General features: G+C 65.0%; 15 protein-coding genes. 8 read left to right on the top strand and 7 right to left on the bottom strand.

Annotated features, from left to right (window positions below):
- The first annotated feature begins 15 nt into the window (after positions 1-15).
- From IPM12_13315 to IPM12_13300, 4 genes are read left to right on the top strand one after another with little or no spacing between them, the layout of a single operon-like run.
- Entirely contained in the window at positions 16-957 is a 942-nt protein-coding gene (locus tag IPM12_13315; protein MBK9148781.1) for a glycosyltransferase family 2 protein, read from the top strand.
- Entirely contained in the window at positions 954-1,523 is a 570-nt protein-coding gene (locus IPM12_13310; protein ID MBK9148780.1) for a serine acetyltransferase, read from the top strand. The genes IPM12_13315 and IPM12_13310 overlap by 4 nt, the downstream gene beginning before the upstream one ends.
- Positions 1,520-2,608, top strand: coding sequence for a UDP-N-acetylglucosamine 2-epimerase (non-hydrolyzing) (gene wecB / locus IPM12_13305; protein MBK9148779.1), 1,089 nt, complete (start codon positions 1,520-1,522; stop codon positions 2,606-2,608). The genes IPM12_13310 and wecB overlap by 4 nt, the downstream gene beginning before the upstream one ends.
- Positions 2,605-4,758, top strand: coding sequence for a glycosyltransferase (locus IPM12_13300; protein MBK9148778.1), 2,154 nt, complete (start codon positions 2,605-2,607; stop codon positions 4,756-4,758). The genes wecB and IPM12_13300 overlap by 4 nt, the downstream gene beginning before the upstream one ends.
- On the opposite strand, the gene IPM12_13295 is transcribed toward IPM12_13300, so the two are convergent.
- Positions 4,742-5,677: a glycosyltransferase family 2 protein gene (locus IPM12_13295; GenBank protein ID MBK9148777.1), complete on the bottom strand. Its 936-nt coding sequence runs from the start codon at positions 5,675-5,677 to the stop codon at positions 4,742-4,744. The two genes, IPM12_13300 and IPM12_13295, sit on opposite strands and share 17 nt — an antisense overlap.
- A 59-nt stretch (positions 5,678-5,736) precedes the next feature.
- Between IPM12_13295 and IPM12_13290 the strand changes: the two genes are divergently transcribed.
- Both IPM12_13290 and IPM12_13285 read left to right on the top strand, forming a co-directional pair.
- Entirely contained in the window at positions 5,737-6,684 is a 948-nt protein-coding gene (locus IPM12_13290; protein MBK9148776.1) for a GDP-mannose 4,6-dehydratase, read from the top strand.
- Positions 6,685-6,691: 7 nt separating this feature from the next.
- Positions 6,692-7,813, top strand: coding sequence for a glycosyltransferase family 4 protein (locus IPM12_13285; GenBank protein MBK9148775.1), 1,122 nt, complete (start codon positions 6,692-6,694; stop codon positions 7,811-7,813).
- On the opposite strand, the gene IPM12_13280 is transcribed toward IPM12_13285, so the two are convergent.
- The 6 genes from IPM12_13280 to IPM12_13255 all read right to left on the bottom strand — a co-directional run bounded on the left by IPM12_13280 (position 7,801) and on the right by IPM12_13255 (position 13,450).
- Positions 7,801-8,571: a hypothetical protein gene (locus tag IPM12_13280; GenBank protein ID MBK9148774.1), complete on the bottom strand. Its 771-nt coding sequence runs from the start codon at positions 8,569-8,571 to the stop codon at positions 7,801-7,803. The genes IPM12_13285 and IPM12_13280 overlap by 13 nt on opposite strands.
- The gene (locus IPM12_13275) at positions 8,568-9,353 is read right to left on the bottom strand and encodes a hypothetical protein (protein ID MBK9148773.1); all 786 of its coding nucleotides are present in this window, start codon (positions 9,351-9,353) and stop codon (positions 8,568-8,570) included. The genes IPM12_13280 and IPM12_13275 overlap by 4 nt, the downstream gene beginning before the upstream one ends.
- Entirely contained in the window at positions 9,335-10,123 is a 789-nt protein-coding gene (locus IPM12_13270; GenBank protein ID MBK9148772.1) for a hypothetical protein, read from the bottom strand. Before IPM12_13270 ends, IPM12_13275 begins: the two co-directional genes overlap by 19 nt.
- A complete protein-coding gene (locus IPM12_13265) occupies positions 10,120-11,004 on the bottom strand; it encodes a hypothetical protein (protein MBK9148771.1) in 885 nt (294 codons plus the stop codon). The genes IPM12_13270 and IPM12_13265 overlap by 4 nt, the downstream gene beginning before the upstream one ends.
- A gap of 62 nt (positions 11,005-11,066) precedes the next feature.
- The gene (locus IPM12_13260) at positions 11,067-12,008 is read right to left on the bottom strand and encodes a hypothetical protein (GenBank protein ID MBK9148770.1); all 942 of its coding nucleotides are present in this window, start codon (positions 12,006-12,008) and stop codon (positions 11,067-11,069) included.
- 5 nt (positions 12,009-12,013) lie between these two features.
- On the bottom strand, positions 12,014-13,450 hold the full coding sequence (locus IPM12_13255) for an MBOAT family protein (GenBank protein MBK9148769.1): 1,437 nt from the start codon (positions 13,448-13,450) through the stop codon (positions 12,014-12,016).
- Between the two features lie 151 nt (positions 13,451-13,601).
- Here IPM12_13255 and IPM12_13250 point away from each other — a divergent pair, with 151 nt between their 5' ends.
- Both IPM12_13250 and IPM12_13245 read left to right on the top strand, forming a co-directional pair.
- Positions 13,602-14,000, top strand: coding sequence for a hypothetical protein (locus tag IPM12_13250; GenBank protein MBK9148768.1), 399 nt, complete (start codon positions 13,602-13,604; stop codon positions 13,998-14,000).
- A gap of 3 nt (positions 14,001-14,003) precedes the next feature.
- Positions 14,004-15,653, top strand: a complete 1,650-nt coding sequence (locus IPM12_13245) for a CotH kinase family protein (GenBank protein MBK9148767.1) — start codon at positions 14,004-14,006, stop codon at positions 15,651-15,653.
- Positions 15,654-15,663: the final 10 nt, after the last annotated feature.

The following is a 15,663-nucleotide window of genomic DNA, read 5'->3' as shown; positions in this document are numbered from 1 at the left end:
TTCTACTTTGCGAGCATGAAGGCCGCCGTGGTGATACCCTGCCATAATGTGGCCGCACTCATGCCGCGCGCCATCGCTTCGCTTCGCGATCAGGGCATCTCCAGGCTGGAAGTGATAGCGGTGGATGACGCGAGCACCGATGGAACGCTGGAAGCATTGCACGGCATCGCGAGCGACGCGTGCGTGCGGTTGCGGGTGATCGCCCTTCGCGAGAGAAGCGGTGCTTGTGCGGCTCGGAATGCGGGCATGGCGGCCACCGATGCTGAATGGGTGCAGTTCCTCGATGCCGATGATGCGTTGCGCCCTGGGAAGATCCTCCGGCAACTGGCCCTCGCGGAGCGCTATGGGGCCGATGCGGTCGCCGGGGCCTATTCCAACCGGTATGAGGATGGGCGGGCCGAGGAGGTACTGCCCCTCGGGGGCGATCCGTGGATGGCGCTCGTGCGAACGCGCATCGGCACCACCAGCGCCAATCTTTTCCGGCGGCAAGCCGTGCTCGATGCGGGCGGCTGGGATAAGGGCCTGCGAAGCAGCCAGGATTACGAGCTGCTCTTCCGCATGCTGAAGCGCGATGCGGTGATCGCTTGGGACATGGAGCCGGGCTGCGAGGTGCTCAAGCGTGCGCGCGGCTCCATCAGCCGCACCGATGAGCGCGAGAACTGGCTGCGGTACATCGAGCTGCGCCGTGCCATGCGCGACCACCTCCGCGGATCAGGGGCTGAGGCGAACGCCGCCGTGATCGCGGCAGCTGATCAATACCTCTTCATGGCCATCCGCGTACTTTCGGCGCATGACCGGCGCGCCGCCATCGAAGCCTTCGATCAACTGCTGCCGAAGGGCTTCGTTCCCGAGGTCAGCCGCGCCACCTCGACGAGCTACCTGTTCCTTTACCGGCTGCTGGGATTCCGCTGGGCCGAACGGCTGGCGGGCATCAAGGACGCATTGATTGGCCGATGATCCGATCGCGACAGGACCTCAACCATTACCTCGAAGCCGATCGCATCGGCTTGCGGCGAACGGGCGAGCGGCCCTCTCGCTACGATGAGGTGTGGCGATTCCAGCGCCTGCTCCGCAAGGTCGAGCACCTGCACAACACCGGAGCCAACGCGTGGCGGCGGCGCTATTGGGGCTGGAGATTGCACAGGCAGGGCGTTCGCTGCGGATTCGAGATTCCCTTGAACACCTTCGGCCCCGGGCTCTCGATCGCGCACCGCGGCACCATCATCGTCCACCCCGATGCGCGCATCGGCGCCAATTGCCGCATCCATGTCGATGTGGTGATCGGGACGCGCCCGGGACCGCCTCCTGAGCCCGCTCCGCGCATCGGCGACAACTGCTACATCGGCCCCGGAGCCAAGATCTTCGGCGATGCGGTGCTTGGGCCGAATCTGGTGGTGGGTGCCAACAGCGTGGTGAACACCTCATTCCCCGAAGGGCGCATCACCATCGCCGGCGCCCCGGCGCGCAAGATCAGCGACACCCCCAGCGACCAGTACATCATCGCCACGCGCGGAGCATCATGAAGCATCTGATGGTCGTTGTGGGCACGCGCCCCAATTTCATGAAGGTGACGCGCTTCAAGGATGTGGCTCGCCAGCAGGGCCTGCATGTGCAGCTGGTGCATACCGGTCAGCATGCCGATGATCGCATGAGCACCGTGTTCTTCGATCAGTTCGGCCTGCGGCCCGATCGCATGCTGTCCGTTCCGGATGGATCGCCTGCGGCGCGCATGGGCCATCTGATCCTCGCACTGGAGTCGGTCATGCGCGAATCACGGCCCGATGGCGTGATGGTGGTGGGCGATGTGGACAGCACCTTGGCCGCTGCCATCGCCGCGAATAAGCTGAGCCTTGCGCTGGCGCATTTGGAGAGCGGATTGCGCAGCCGCGACCTGGGGATGCCGGAAGAAGTGAACCGAATCCTTACCGACCGGATGGCCGGGCTGCTCCTCACCACCGAGCCAAGCGGCGCGGAGAATCTGATTGCCGAAGGGATCGCGCCCGAGCGCATCCGCATGGTGGGCAACACCATGATCGATACCCTCGTGGCCTACGACGATGGCATCCAAGGCTCCGATGTGCTTCCTCACTTTGGATTGCGCGGCAGCGGCCATGCCCTGATCACCATGCACCGCCCCGGCAATGTGGATGAGCCGGCGGCGCTCGCCCGCGTGGTGGATCTGGTCCGCATGGTGGCCGATCGCTTCCCTGCGGTGTTCCCGGTGCATCCGCGCACGGCCCGTAACCTGCAAGAGCATGGCCTTGCGGATCGGCTGTCCAGCCACCCCGGCATCACGCTTTGCGATCCGCTGGGCTATTTCGATTTCCAGAAACTCGTAGCCACCAGCGCCGTGGTGATCACCGATAGCGGCGGGATCCAGGAGGAGACCACCTTTCGCGGCGTTCCCTGCCTCACCCTGCGGCCCAGCACCGAGCGCCCCATCACCATCACCGAGGGCAGCAACAGCCTGATCACCTTCGATCTGCAAGTTCTCGATCGGATCCTGGAGCGGATCGCCCGCGGCGAATTCAAGAAGGGCAAGGTGCCGCACCTTTGGGACGGCCATGCCACCGAACGCGCGGTGGAGGCACTCATGCGCTGGCTGTGATCATCTATATCACCTACAACGACCAGCCCAGCGGCGTCTATTGGAGCCAGGTCACCGACGTGGTGGACCACCTGAATGCCTTGGGCGGCGAGCGCGTGCGGCTCGTCGCACTCGTGTCACTGCGCGGCTATTTGAGCTCGCGCCGCCAGATCCGCAGCCGGGTACCCGATGCGCTTGTGCTGCCCATGGTGCCTCGCCAGCACTATTGGAAAGCGAATTGGCTCTGGCTCTGGGCCGTGTGCCATTGGTTCCGGCCGAGCGGCATCATCGGTCGCGGAATCTTCGCGACGGCGCTCGGCCTGCGTATGCGCGACCGCGGGCTGGTGCAGGAGGTCTGCTTCGATGCGCGCGCTGCCTACGGTGCTGAATGGCGGGAGTACCGCGTGGTAGACGATGATCGGCTGATCGATGAGTGCGAGCTCTTGGAGCGCGAGGTGGTGGCCCGTGCGGACATGCGCATGGCCGTGAGCCAATCGCTGGTTGATCATTGGCGGCGCACGTGCGGGTACAGCGCCTTACGGCACACGGTGATCCCCTGCACCATGGGCAGGAGCGTGGAGGTGCTGCTCGAGAGGCATCGCAATGGATTGCGCGCTGAGTTGGGATGGAGCGCGGACGATACCGTGCTCGTTTACTCGGGAACCTCCGTGGGATGGCAATCCCTCGAGTTGGCGGAGCGTGTGGTCATACCATGGCTCACATCCGACCCGCAGCGTCGCATGCTCTTCCTGAGCACGGAGCATCCGGTGATCTCGCGCATGGCCGAGCGCTTCCCCACGCAGGTCGCGCGGCGCTGGGTGCGGCACCAGGAGGTTAGGGCCATCCTTCAGGATTGTGACCTAGGATTGCTGCTGCGCGAGGACCGCATCACCAACCGCGTGGCGTCGCCCACCAAGTTCGCGGAGTACTTGAGCGCCGGCCTTCCGGTGGCCATCTCCGATTGCGTAGGTGATTTCAGCGCCATGGTACGCTCCCAAAGGTTAGGACAGGTCCTGGCTCCCGACGATGCGCTCCACCTGCAGAAGCCATCGGCTGATGAGGTGCATCGCCTGATGGCCTTCGCGCGCGACCACTTCACGAAGGAGCAATTCAATGCGCAGTACCTGCTCGTGAAGGCAAGCATGGCACGGGAGCCGTCGCTTCCCGAGCGATCTCCATTCGCACGGCCCCGGGATGGCGCCCCGGCCGTGTCCATCATCGTGCCCAGCTTCAACAAGCAGGGATTCATCGGCGACATGGTGCGATCCGTGCAGGCGCAGACCGATCCCAGCTGGGAGCTGATCGTGGTGGACGACGCGAGCACCGACGGCACCGTCGCCATGCTCAAGGGAATGTCCGTCGCCGATCCGCGCATCAGCGTATCGCCGCTGCCGGAGAACAAAGGCGCGAACCACTGCCGCAACATCGGCATTGCCAAGGCCCGGGGCGCGTACATCATCTTCCTCGATGCCGATGATCTGCTGGAGCGGCATTGCGTGCAGCGCCGCCTGGCATTCATGGAAGGCAGCGGCCTGCATTTCGCCGTGAGCACCATGGAGGTCTTCCGTGAAAGGCCCGGGGATCACGGTCAGCGCTGGGTGCCCCTCACGCGCGATGCGCTGGCCGATTTCTTCAAGCACAAGCTGCCCTGGCAGACCATGCAGCCGATCTGGGACCGCGCTTTCCTGCAGCGCATCGGCGGCTTCGATGAATCCTTCAGCCGCCACCAGGACGTGGAGCTGCATACGCGCGCCTTGCTCATGCCCGGTGTGCGCTTCCGCTTGCGCGACACCGTGCCCGATTGCTTTTACCGCATCGCGGAAGAGCGGAAGGTGCTCGATCCACGCCGGTTGTTGGCCAGCTTCGCTGAATCGGCTGTGCGCTACCACCGCAAGTTCTTGGCTGACGCCGGGCGGCTGGGCGAAGCCGGGTTGCTCATGGGGATCATTCACCGGACCTACCTGCAGATGCTGCTCTATGCCAAGCTCGGCCGGATCGAATCACGAGTGCTCTCCGAATTGGAGGCCACGCTCCTGGTCCCGGAGCTCCTGGCCGATATCCCAGCCTACAAGCGCGGCCTGATTCGGATCACGCGCTGGTACAACCTGATGCCCGTGAGGCTTCCGGGCGTGAACCTCCTGCTTTATCGCTTGCTCATCGCAGGCCGTTGAGCCAACCGCGAATGCGATTGGCGCACGCGAACCCGAGCAGCCGGTGCAGCAGCAGGTAGCCCTGCCCGGTGGCTGACGAGGCCTTCGGCTTGAAGCCTTCTGGCAGGTGCTCGCGGTAGAGTGCCAGCGCTTCGTCGGGCGCATGAGGATACAGGGTGCGCAGGCTGTCGAAGAGCACTTGATGGAATGGTGCGAGGTCGATGCCCGGCTGGGTGGACTTCATGTGCGCGATGATGCGCAGCCGCAGATCGATGTACCGGCGCCACTTCGCTGCGGGATCGGTGGTGCTCACGCTTCCGCTCGCTTGCAGATGCACCGTGGTTCGGGGCTCGGGGTCGCGGCACACCCTGGCGCCGGCGGTGAGCATGCGGAACATGAGGTCGTATTCCTGGCTGCTGCGCATGGCCGGGTCCCAGCCACCGGCTAGGATCACGGCCCCGCGCTTCCAGAAGTTATTCGGTGTGCCGCCCATGCGGTGCTGGGCCAGTTCGAGCCACTGATCGTTCGATCCGGGCAGCAGGATGTCGAGATGATCGAGCGCGCCATCCGGCCGCATGATCCGCGCGCTGCCCGCCACAAGGTCGCAGGCGCCATGTTCGATCGCGAGGGCCAGGTGCCGCTCGATCTTGTCCGCAGCGATCTCATCATCGGAATCCATGAATTGGATGTAGGCGCCGCTGGCTGCTGTAAGGCCCGCATTGCGCGCTGCGCAGGCACCGGCATTGGCCTGCCTGAGCACACGCATCGGGAATGGAGCCGTTCGGGCTGCTTCCTCTAACAGTCCTGCTGATCCGTCCGAACTGCCATCATCGACGGCGATGAGTTCCAAGGGGCGGTGCGTCTGCGCGAACAGGCTCTTCAGGCACCGGCCCAGATGCGGCGCTGCGTTATAGCACGGAAGGATGATGCTCACCTGCATGCGGCTGGCGAAAGTAGCCGCGCCCGGCCCCCTTCATGGCCACGGCCTACTTTCGCGGCATGACGGAACGCGTGCTCATCACAGGCGGCGCAGGCTTCATCGGCTCGGCCTTGGCCGATCACCTGAGTCGCAGCGGACGCGAGGTCTGGGTGCTGGATGACCTCAGCTTCGGCGTGCGTGCCCTGGCCCCGGTTCCCGACGAGCGATTCTTGCGCATTGATGTCCGCGACCGCAAGGCCGTTCATGAAGCCTTGGCGAAGGCCGCGCCCCGTCAGGTTCTGCATCTGGCCGCGATCCACTTCATCCCTTACTGCAACGCGCATCCCATCGAAGCGGCTGACATCAACATCAATGGCACCATCAACGTGCTCGATGCATGTGCCGCCACGCCCGGCATCCAACAGGTTTTCGTGGCCAGCACCGCGGCTGTTTATCCGATCGCCGATGGCGCCATGGGCGAAGCGCATCCCACCGGCCCGCTCGACATCTACGGCACCACCAAGCTCGCTTCGGAGCGGATCGCGAGTGAATTCTCCCTGCGCACCGGAATCCCGATGATCATCGGTCGCTTCTTCAATGCCTTCGGGCCGAATGAAACCAACCCGCACCTGATCCCCGAGATTCAACGGCAGGTGCGCGCCGGGAAACGTTTGCTGCGCCTGGGCAACCTGGAGCCCAAGCGCGACTTCATCCACACCAGCGACATGGCCCGCGCCATGCAGGCGCTGCTCGATGCCGGGATCAAGGGATGCGAGGTGTTCAACATCGGCCGAGGGATCGAGTACAGCGTCAACGAGGTGGTGCAGGCCTTCGAGCGCTGCCTGGGTGAACCGCTGCGGATCGAAATGGATGCGGCGCGCGTGCGCAAGGTGGAGCGCATGCACTTGCTGGCTGATGTGAGCAAGTTGAAGGACCGCACAGGCTGGGAACCGCTATGGAGCCTCGATCAGGGCGTGGCCACCTTGCTCACGGAGCCGCTGCTCGAGTGGAGCGCCGCGCACGCTTGAAACCGGTATGACCACGGACCCGCTGCGCATCGCGCTCTGCACTGATGGCGTGTTCCCGCATGCGATGGGGGGAATGCAGCGGCATTCGCGCCTGCTCGCTGAGCACCTCGCGCGCCTGCCGGGCGTTCGGCTCACGGTGATCCATCCGCATGCACAACAGGTCTTCGATGCTTCGCTGGGCATCGAGGAGGCCCGTGTCGAGGGCATGGACCCAGGCAAGTTCTACTTGCTACAGCTCTGGCGCTACAGCCGAAGGGTTGCCGCGGCGCTCGACCGGATCGAGCCTGATGCGGTGCTCTCGCAGGGATTCAGCGTCTGGGCCGGCATGAGGCGTTTCTCTCCGCGCTTGGCGATCATGCCGCATGGCCTGGAGATGTTCCAAGGGCTCACGATGAAGGACCGGATGATCGGGCTTCCATTCCGGTGGCTGGTGCGGCACGTGGCCCGTCGTTCGTCGCGCGTGGTTTCGCTGGGCGGCAAGCTCACTCCCGTACTCGAGCGGCTGGTGCGCGGGAGCGGGGCACGCGTAGCGGTGGTGCCCAATGCAGTGGAGTTACCGCTGCAGCCGCCGCCGTACCCTGCGGAGGGCACAACGCTCAATCTGCTCTTCGTGGGCCGCTTCGCCTTCAACAAGGGCATCGATGTGCTCCTCAGCGTGGCGGCGGCTCTGAACGCGGAGCGAACGGGCGTTCGCTTCATCCTTGCAGGCGACGGTCCGGAGCGTGCCCGGATGGAGCGGGACGGGTTGCCGCCTAATGTGATGCTCGCCGGCAAAGTGGATGATGCACGGCTCGAGCAACTCTATGCCGGATGCCATGCGCTGGTGCTCCCCACGCGCTTCGAGGGCATGCCCACTGTGGTGCTCGAGGCCATGGCCCGCGCACGGCCCGTGCTGGTGAGCGATGTGGGGGCCAGCGCTGAACTAGTTGATGGGACCAATGGCTGGTTGCTTCCGCCTGGGGATGCGATCGCGCTGCACGAGGCGATCAAGCGCTTTTCAGCTGCAGCGCATGGGGGACGGGCAGCGATGGGAGAGGCCGGCCGAGCGCGCGTTCACCAGCGATTCACCTGGCCCATGGTGGCGCAGCGCATGCTCGCTTTGGCGAAGGAGGTGGCTCAGCGCGAATAGCAGCAGCGCGTCGCGGCTGAGTTGGTGACGTAGAAGGTGCCCGCGTTGCTGCAGCTGGTATTGCCAACCACGCGGGCGCTGCCATCCTCGTTGGCCGTATTGTTCACCCACTCCCAATTACTGATCATGGTGTTCAGGCCGAGGTCAACGCGCCTTAGGCATGCCTGCTGCCATTCGCTCCAAGTGCATAAGCGCAGTCCTGCGTTGGCGCAGTTCATGGCCGCTTGGAACCACGTGCCCTCGGGACGTTCATCGGGCTCCATGCAGAATTGCGCACCCACCTGCACCATCCCTGCAGGGCAAGGCCGCAGCGCGTGCGTCACGCCATTGGTCGCTTGGAACTCAGCGCCATCGAACACCAGTGAGAGCATGGTGCCAACTGGCAAAGCGTCGCCGTTGAGCGGTTCGCCCGGCGCGATCACCACCGGGTACGGCCCGTGGCCGTTCACGGTGAGCGTCACGTTGCCCGATTGCGGAGCAGCGGTGCGCACCACCATCGCGAAACCGGCGCTCGGAGCGCTGCTGAGAGCGTCCAAACTGAGCACCCAAGCGGCGCCCGCGGCATCGCCCGCCCAATGCGCAGCACCGCGCTGATCCGTGGCGGCGTCGAGCGCATCCGATGGATCAAGCGCCGGATCGAGGCCGAGCACTTGCTGCTGTGCGGGGTCGTTGCCTGTGAGCTGCACGGGCCGATCGACCTTCACTTGGGCAAGGCTGGAGAGCGCGAAGGCGCAGCAGATGATCGCGGAGAACCTCATCGCGGGTGGTAGCAGCAGCGGGTATCGCCTGTGGTGGTGGTGGGCACGCCCGCCGAGCGCTGGCTCTGGCAATGCGCCCGGCCGGCTTGATCGGCGGTCTGCGTGTGGTTGCTGGTGTCGTCGATCCACTCCCACTCATTGAACATGCCGGTGAGCTGGGTGCCCACCAGCACGCACGCGGCATGGTACTCGTCCCAAGTGCACAAGCGGCCACCGCGATTCGCGCAATAGCTCATGGCCGTGAACACGAGCTGATTGCCGACGGAACCCTGATCGATGCAATAGCGCTCCGTGACCGGCACCGTGGCGGGCGGGCAGCCGCGCTCGGCCGCGCTGAGCAAGATGAACCGGCCATCGGCATGCATGGCCTCGCATACCACGCCTTGGCGGATCTGGCCCAGCACGGGCAGAAGTCCATCCGGCCGGAGTAGTGGCAGGTCGCCCTGGCCATCAACGTTCAGGGTGACCGCCCCGGCCAGGTTCGCGGGTGCAACGAAGCGCACGAGCAGGCCATCGCGATATGCGGACAGGGGAGGCGTGAGCGCGACCGACAACGCGAGCCCATTCACCTGCGCGGTGCCCCATTGCCAGCTTCCTTGCGCGGCGCTTTCCAAGGTCACCAGTGAACTGCCTGTTGCGGGTGCGGCCAAGCCGTCGATCCTGCGTTCGCCATCCGCCCCGGTAAGCTCCAGCGGAACATCAATTCGCACCTGGGCCGTGCCGATGCTGCCTACTGCGAGCCCGATGGCAAGGGAGGCGTGCTTCAACGTGAGGTGCAGCATCGGAAGCGGACCGGGTTGGTAGGCAAGGTGTGGTGGCCATGGATGCAGCCGATGCCGAGATCCTCCGTGCTGGCTCCATCGCTGCCACGCCCCACGCGCTTGGCATTGGAGGTGTTGTTGGCCGCGTGATCCACCCACTCGTAGTCGACGATACTGCCTATGAAGCCCGGCTTGGAGAGGCAGGCATGGGTCCATTCTGACCAGGTGCAGAGCCGAGCGTTGGCATTGAAGCAGGCGCTGCCCGCATCGATGAAGGGCAATGCGGCTTGGGAGCTGTCGGCGATGCAGTACTCGCGGCCACCGATGCTGTACCCTGCCGGGCAGGGCCGGTAGGCCGAGCTGAGCAGTTGGAAGCTCGTGCCATCGAATACGAAGCGGTGCGGCACACCAACCGCAAGATCGGCGCTGTCAAGGGGCACGCCGCCGAGCTTCACCGCGGGCATCGGCCCCAGGCCATTGAGATCGATCTCAGCGCCAGCGAGGTTCGCCTCGGAGGGGATCAACGTGACCACCATGCCGGTGGAATACCCGGCAGGCGCTGGAATAAGTGATGCGGTGAGCACAAGCGTTCCGCTCGCTTCTGCATAGCGCGTGGCATTCGCGCGCCCTGCATCAACGCTCACGCCCGCCTCCGGCACAGCGGGATCGGCCAACCCGATCACCTGGCGTTGGCCCGGATCCGATCCATCGAGCACCACGGGCAAGGGCACCTGCCATTGCGCGAGCGCAGGAAGGGCTGCCAAGATCAGCGCGCACGCCACCGGCCTCATGGCTTCACCAGTTTGAAGACCTGTTCACCATCGTTCACCACCAGGGCATAGGCGCCTGCGGCCAGACCGGCGAGCGGCACGTGCAAGGTGCCATTGGCGCCCGCGATTGCATCGGCGTGAACCACCCGGCCTTGCCCGTCAACCAATCGCAGCGACCGCAATGCCCGCCCTTCGCCTTGCGCGAGCGTCACCCCCTCATCGAACACGGTGGGCCAGCAGTTCCATCCGCTCGGCGCGATCGATCCGGCTGTGAGCACTGCGTTGAAGTCGAAGGCCGTCAGGAAGATCTCCGGCGCCGGAACCTGTGCGCTAAGGATTTGCTGCGGTGCATCACCTACGGTTGTTTCCGGCGACCATGGCCCGGCGGAGGCGCCTGCCGTGAAAATCCCCAACGCGGAAGGAAGCACGCCACCGATCTCTGCGAGGTCATAAGCAAGCACCGCATCCATCGGGGCGGTGGTCGGCACGGGCGTGCTCACGCGGTACCAGCGCGCGATGCCCTCAATGCCATTGCTGCTCGTCCGCGGAAGATGGCCCCGCTCAACCGATAATCCGCCATCGGAGAATGCGCTGGTGATCGCCAACCCCAGGTTGCCGGGTTCTGCATCGGTCAATGGGCCGGGGTTCGACCAAGTCGCCGATTCGATTCCAGATCCCGTGATGGGCGCAAAGGGCAGCTCGACGATGGTGGCAGACGTGCCGAAGTCGATAAGGCCGTCATTGATCACCGAAGCGCCAGGTGCTAGCTCCCAGCTCAATGATGATTCGATGCGAAGTGAGGTGCCGCTTTCGACCTGGAGGGATCCGCCTGCCATCACCATCACTTGGGCGATCGCAGGAATCGGAGCCCATGCAACGAATGCAGGTAGCCAGCGGTGCATGAGCGCAAACTTAGGCAAGCGAGCCGCCGCGGCGACCACACGTTCCCCGCACGGCGCATGCGTCAAGGCGCCGCGGGTTGCTGACGGGCTTCGAGCAGGGCCTGCGCGATCGCGATGGTCACCGGGCGCGCGTCATCAGCGGTGAGGTGATGCCCATCGGTGTAGTTCCAGAGCCGGTCGTCGGCTGAGCGATTGAGGTACCGGATGCCCTTGGAGCGTGCCGTGCGCTCCATCACCGCATCGAAATGCGGAATGGCGCCGTGCTCGATGGCCAGCATCTCTTCCTGCACGGGCAGTCGGACCAGCAGCACGGTGCCATATGGCGCAAGGCTGTCGATGAAATCGTTCAGGCAGGCCACCCGATAGGGCGAGAGCCGCATGGTGCGCGCTGCCTCACCGTATTCGATCCGCTTCTCGCGTTCCCGGCGATGCACTTCCGCGGAGTCCATGCTGATCCGCACTTCGAGCCAGCCGTCGTCGCGCACCACCATATCCGATCGCTGCTGCTGCGAAGGGAACAGGATGGTGAGGATCGGGCTGCTGTATTCGCCGAACAGGTACTCGAGGTTCGGCTTGCAGCTCACGCAGCGGACGCGGCTCAGGAATTCAGCGTCCTCAGCCCAGCCGGTGCCATCGCCATCGCCGGGCGACATGCCGAGGCTCCACGGATCCACGGCCAGCACGAAGGCGCCATCGTTGCGGCTGCGGTCAAGCTTGCGCATCACCGAGGCGAGGTAAGCAGGGCCATAGTTCGAGAGGCCCTTGGCGAATCCGTAGTTGAAGGTTCTCGTTCCCCAGGCAGCAGCATTCAGCGCGCTATCGAGCACAGCGGGCCTGATCCCCTGCGCTGCACGCGAGGTGCCAAGCACCAGGCTCGAGGCTTTCGGCGTGGTGAGCCGTAAGTAGAAGGCATCGGTGCGGCCATCGGCGCTGAGCAGGGCGGCGATCACCGCGGCCAGCGGAGCCAACGCGAAGAGCAGGAAGCGGGTGATGAAGGCGCGCATGCCGCTCAGAATTGGAAGTAGATGAACTCCTGCGTGTTGCCTGCGTAGCGCAGGATCACGAAGATCATGGCGTAATAGAATAGCCATCGGGCCCAGCGCGGCCAGGCCAGGCCCAGTGTCTGTAGTCCATGCCGGTCCGCGCGGCCGCGCCATTCGATCAGGAGCAGCAAGGCGATGGCCGCCAGAACGCGCAATGAGAGTTGCTCGGGCAAGGTGAACAGGCTGGCATCGGCCATGGCGCCCAAGTAGCTGAGCGCGTGGTCGATGCTCCGCGCGCGGAAGAAGACCCATGCCACGGTGACCGCGCTGAACGTGAAGAGCATGGCGCTGGCTTCGCGCAGGGTGGGCAACCAGCGTCCTTCGGCCACGGTGCCCATGTGCTTGCGATTGCTGCCCTTGAGCAGCAAGGGCATGAATAGCGCGGCGTGTAAAGCGCCCCAGGCGAGGAAGGTCCAATTGGCGCCGTGCCAGAATCCGCTCACCAGGAAGATCACGGCGGTATTGCGCACGGCCATCCATTTCCCGCCCCGATTGCCGCCGAGGGGGATGTACACGTAATCCCTGAACCACGAGGAGAGCGAGATGTGCCAGCGCCGCCAGAACTCGGCGATGTCGCGTGAGAAATAAGGGAAGCTGAAGTTCTGCAGGAGCTCGATGCCCAGCAGCCGGGCCGATCCGAGGGCGATGTCGCTGTACCCGCTGAAATCGCCGTAGATCTGGAAAGCGAAGAGCACGGCGGCATAGGCCAGGGTGCTGGCCTGGTACTCCTCGTGGTGGTTGAACACCGGGTTGAGCAATCGCGCGGCGTTATCTGCCACCACCATCTTCTTGAAGAGGCCCCAGAGCAATTGGCGGCAGCCATCGACCGCGCGGGCGCGATCGAACACCCGCGGGCGCTCGATCTGCGGCAGCAGGTGCGTGGCGCGCTCGATGGGGCCAGCCACCAGTAGCGGGAAGAAGGCCACGAAGAGCGAGTAGTTCACCAGGTCGGTGGTGGGTTCCTTCCGCCCGTAATAGATGTCGAGCACGTAGGAAAGACCGTGGAAGGTGTAGAAGCTGATGCCCACCGGGAGCAGCACATCGATCACCACGGGATCGAGCTCGTACCCGAGGGTACGGGCCAGATCGGCGAAGGAAGCGGCGAAGAAGTTGAAGTACTTGAACACGCCGAGGAAGCCCAGGTTGATGCCCACGCTGGCCACGAGCCAGGCACGCTTGGCGCCGGACGACCGTGCCGCATGCACACGCAAGCCACTGAAATAATCGAGCAGGGTGGAGAAGGCCAGCAGGAACACGAAGCGCCAGTCCCAGCACGCATAGAAGAAGTAGCTCGCCACGAGCAGCATGGCGTTCTGCGCCCGCAGCCGGCGACGCAGCACGAACCAATAGAGCACGAAAACGACCGGGAAGAAGGCCGCGTACTGGATCGTGTTGAAGAGCATGGGTGAAGGCCTGGGATCGGCGCGCAGCGGGCCGCAGCGGCGGTGATCCACGGCAGCGGGCCGCAAATATGCCGGATCAGGACTTGGGGGGATCTGCGCACGATTCGGCCGATGGCCGCCCCGCCTCTAGTTTTGGCGGCAAACCACGCGCATGGACTGGCTCGGCTTCGTCATGGACAACATGGGGCATTTCGCGCCGCAGGATATCCTGCTGCTGCTGTTCAGGGCCTGCTGCGCAGCGGCGCTGGGCGCCCTGCTCGCGCGCATCGGCGGCCGCTTGGGCGCCGAAGGCATGAAGGAGCTCGCGCTTTGGGCCGCATCGGCCTCCCTGGCGGCCGGCTTCGCAGGTGCGCAGTTGCCTTTGGCCGTGCTGCTTCTGGCCTTTGCCATGCTCATGGGTGGCCAGGCCGGAAACGGCAAGGAGCGCGCCCTGCGCTTCGCTGCGCTGGTGCTTGGCCTGGGTTGCGGCCATGCGCCGCTGGTGGCGATCGCTGTGGGCATCCCTTTCTGCCTGTTGGCGCGATGGGCTTTCGCGCCAGAGCAGCGTTGATCGATGCTCGTTCACGGGCACAATAGGCCTTTCGTGGTGCTCTTGGTGGCCGCTGCGGTGTGCGCCGGGCTCGGAGCCGCTGTGCCGCGCAAGCCGCTGGCACCGCTGGCTGTAGAAGGTGATGCCCCGGCATTCGCTCCTGGAACGGCTTACATCAGCGCCTCGGATGAGATCCGGGTGAGTGCGAAGCTGGGAGACCGGCTCTGGATCACCACGTCAAATGATCCGATGAGCGCAACACCGTTCGGAGCGGAGGCTGTCGTGGAAGCGCGTGCGGATCATCGCGCCATCGCCCGCGCGCTCGCCACGCCAACGGCCATTCAATGGCGCCATCCGAAGCCGGGCCTCCCGGAAGCGTTGGTGGTGCGTGCGGCGCAGGGCGAAGGCGATCGCGCGGGCGGCCCCTACGCCATGCGCACCTTCCTTTTCGAGCGGCACGGGCTACCGGTGATATCGATCAGCATGGAACCGGATGGGCTGCTCGGCGTCGACCGGGGCCTGGCGGTGCCCGGCAACGGGATCCTTCGGATGCCAACGGCGCTCACGCGGTCCTATGCCATCGATCCCAAGTGGTGGAAGTACCCGGGCAATTACCACGGGCGCGGCGCGGAGTGGGAGCGGCCGGCGCGCTTCCAGCTGATCGATGCAGAGGGCCGCGAGATGCTGCAAGCCGATGCGCGCGTTCGGATCAACGGGCAGATGACGCGCGGGTTCCCGCAGCATGCCTTCCGCCTCCTGCTCGAGGAGCCCTTGGCCGTGCCGGTGTTCCCCGATGGCGACGGCGCTGGCTCGTGTGCGCTCGTGCTCCGCGCTGCGGGCAATGACCAAGTGAAGGCCGTGCTCCGCGATGCCTTTCAGCATCGGCTCTGCGCGGCCCTCCCATTCGGATCGAGCAAGCCGCTCACGTGCGTGGCATACATCAATGGCGCTTACCAGGGCGTTTACCACATCCGGCAGCGGATCGATGAGCAAGAGCTGGCCCGGCGGTACGGCGCCAAGGCGAAGCGGATCACGATCATCGAGGACAAGAACACGCTCTATCGCGGCGATAGCGCCGATGCGAAGCGCTTCCTCCGGTTGATGGCGGGCACGGAGCGCTGGGATGCGCGCGACCCGTCCTGGTTGGACACGCTCGAATCGCACCTCGACCTCGATGGATTCCTGGCGTACATGGCCTCACAGATGATCCTGGGCAACATGGATTGGCCGCGTCAGAACGTGAAGTACTGGCGGTATGCCGGCAAGCCTGAAGGAGCCCCGCTTGATGGACGCTGGCGGATGATCATGGGCGATAGCGACCTCGGTTTCGGTGCGAACGCGCCGGCGGGCAACGACATGTTCGCCACCGTGCGCAGCGCGCAGGTGCCGCTCTCGCGTCTGTTCCTGGCGATGATGCGCCATGAAGGCCTGCGGAAGCGCTTCGTGGCGGTAGGCCTCGAACTGATCGATGGCCCGCTGTCCTCGGATCGCTGCCTGGCCGTGCTCGACAGCTTATGCGATGCCATGCGGCCCGAGATGCACCGGCATACGGCGCGCTGGCGGAAGCCCGCCAATGCTGCGGCTTGGGAGCTTGAAGCCGAGGTCATGCGCACCTTCGCACGCGAGCGCCCTGCGAAAGCCCGGCAGCAATTGGTCCGATTCCAGGAACCATGAACGAGCCCCA

The sequence above is a fragment of the Flavobacteriales bacterium genome (genome assembly GCA_016716605.1).
GTDB lineage: Bacteria > Bacteroidota > Bacteroidia > Flavobacteriales_F > PHOS-HE28 > PHOS-HE28.
This window is presented reverse-complemented; position numbering and strand designations above follow the sequence as displayed.

Excerpts from the sequence above, each read along its gene's own strand:
- IPM12_13315 (MBK9148781.1), top strand. The coding sequence starts at position 16 with ATGAAGGCCGCCGTGGTGATACCCTGCCATAATGTGGCCGCACTCATG.
- IPM12_13310 (MBK9148780.1), top strand. The coding sequence starts at position 954 with ATGATCCGATCGCGACAGGACCTCAACCATTACCTCGAAGCCGATCGC.
- wecB (MBK9148779.1), top strand. The coding sequence starts at position 1,520 with ATGAAGCATCTGATGGTCGTTGTGGGCACGCGCCCCAATTTCATGAAG.
- IPM12_13295 (MBK9148777.1), bottom strand. The coding sequence starts at position 5,677 with ATGCAGGTGAGCATCATCCTTCCGTGCTATAACGCAGCGCCGCATCTG.
- IPM12_13290 (MBK9148776.1), top strand. The coding sequence starts at position 5,737 with ATGACGGAACGCGTGCTCATCACAGGCGGCGCAGGCTTCATCGGCTCG.
- IPM12_13285 (MBK9148775.1), top strand. The coding sequence starts at position 6,692 with ATGACCACGGACCCGCTGCGCATCGCGCTCTGCACTGATGGCGTGTTC.
- IPM12_13280 (MBK9148774.1), bottom strand. The coding sequence starts at position 8,571 with ATGAGGTTCTCCGCGATCATCTGCTGCGCCTTCGCGCTCTCCAGCCTT.
- IPM12_13275 (MBK9148773.1), bottom strand. The coding sequence starts at position 9,353 with ATGCTGCACCTCACGTTGAAGCACGCCTCCCTTGCCATCGGGCTCGCA.
- IPM12_13270 (MBK9148772.1), bottom strand. The coding sequence starts at position 10,123 with ATGAGGCCGGTGGCGTGCGCGCTGATCTTGGCAGCCCTTCCTGCGCTC.
- IPM12_13265 (MBK9148771.1), bottom strand. The coding sequence starts at position 11,004 with ATGCACCGCTGGCTACCTGCATTCGTTGCATGGGCTCCGATTCCTGCG.
- IPM12_13260 (MBK9148770.1), bottom strand. The coding sequence starts at position 12,008 with ATGCGCGCCTTCATCACCCGCTTCCTGCTCTTCGCGTTGGCTCCGCTG.
- IPM12_13255 (MBK9148769.1), bottom strand. The coding sequence starts at position 13,450 with ATGCTCTTCAACACGATCCAGTACGCGGCCTTCTTCCCGGTCGTTTTC.
- IPM12_13250 (MBK9148768.1), top strand. The coding sequence starts at position 13,602 with ATGGACTGGCTCGGCTTCGTCATGGACAACATGGGGCATTTCGCGCCG.
- IPM12_13245 (MBK9148767.1), top strand. The coding sequence starts at position 14,004 with ATGCTCGTTCACGGGCACAATAGGCCTTTCGTGGTGCTCTTGGTGGCC.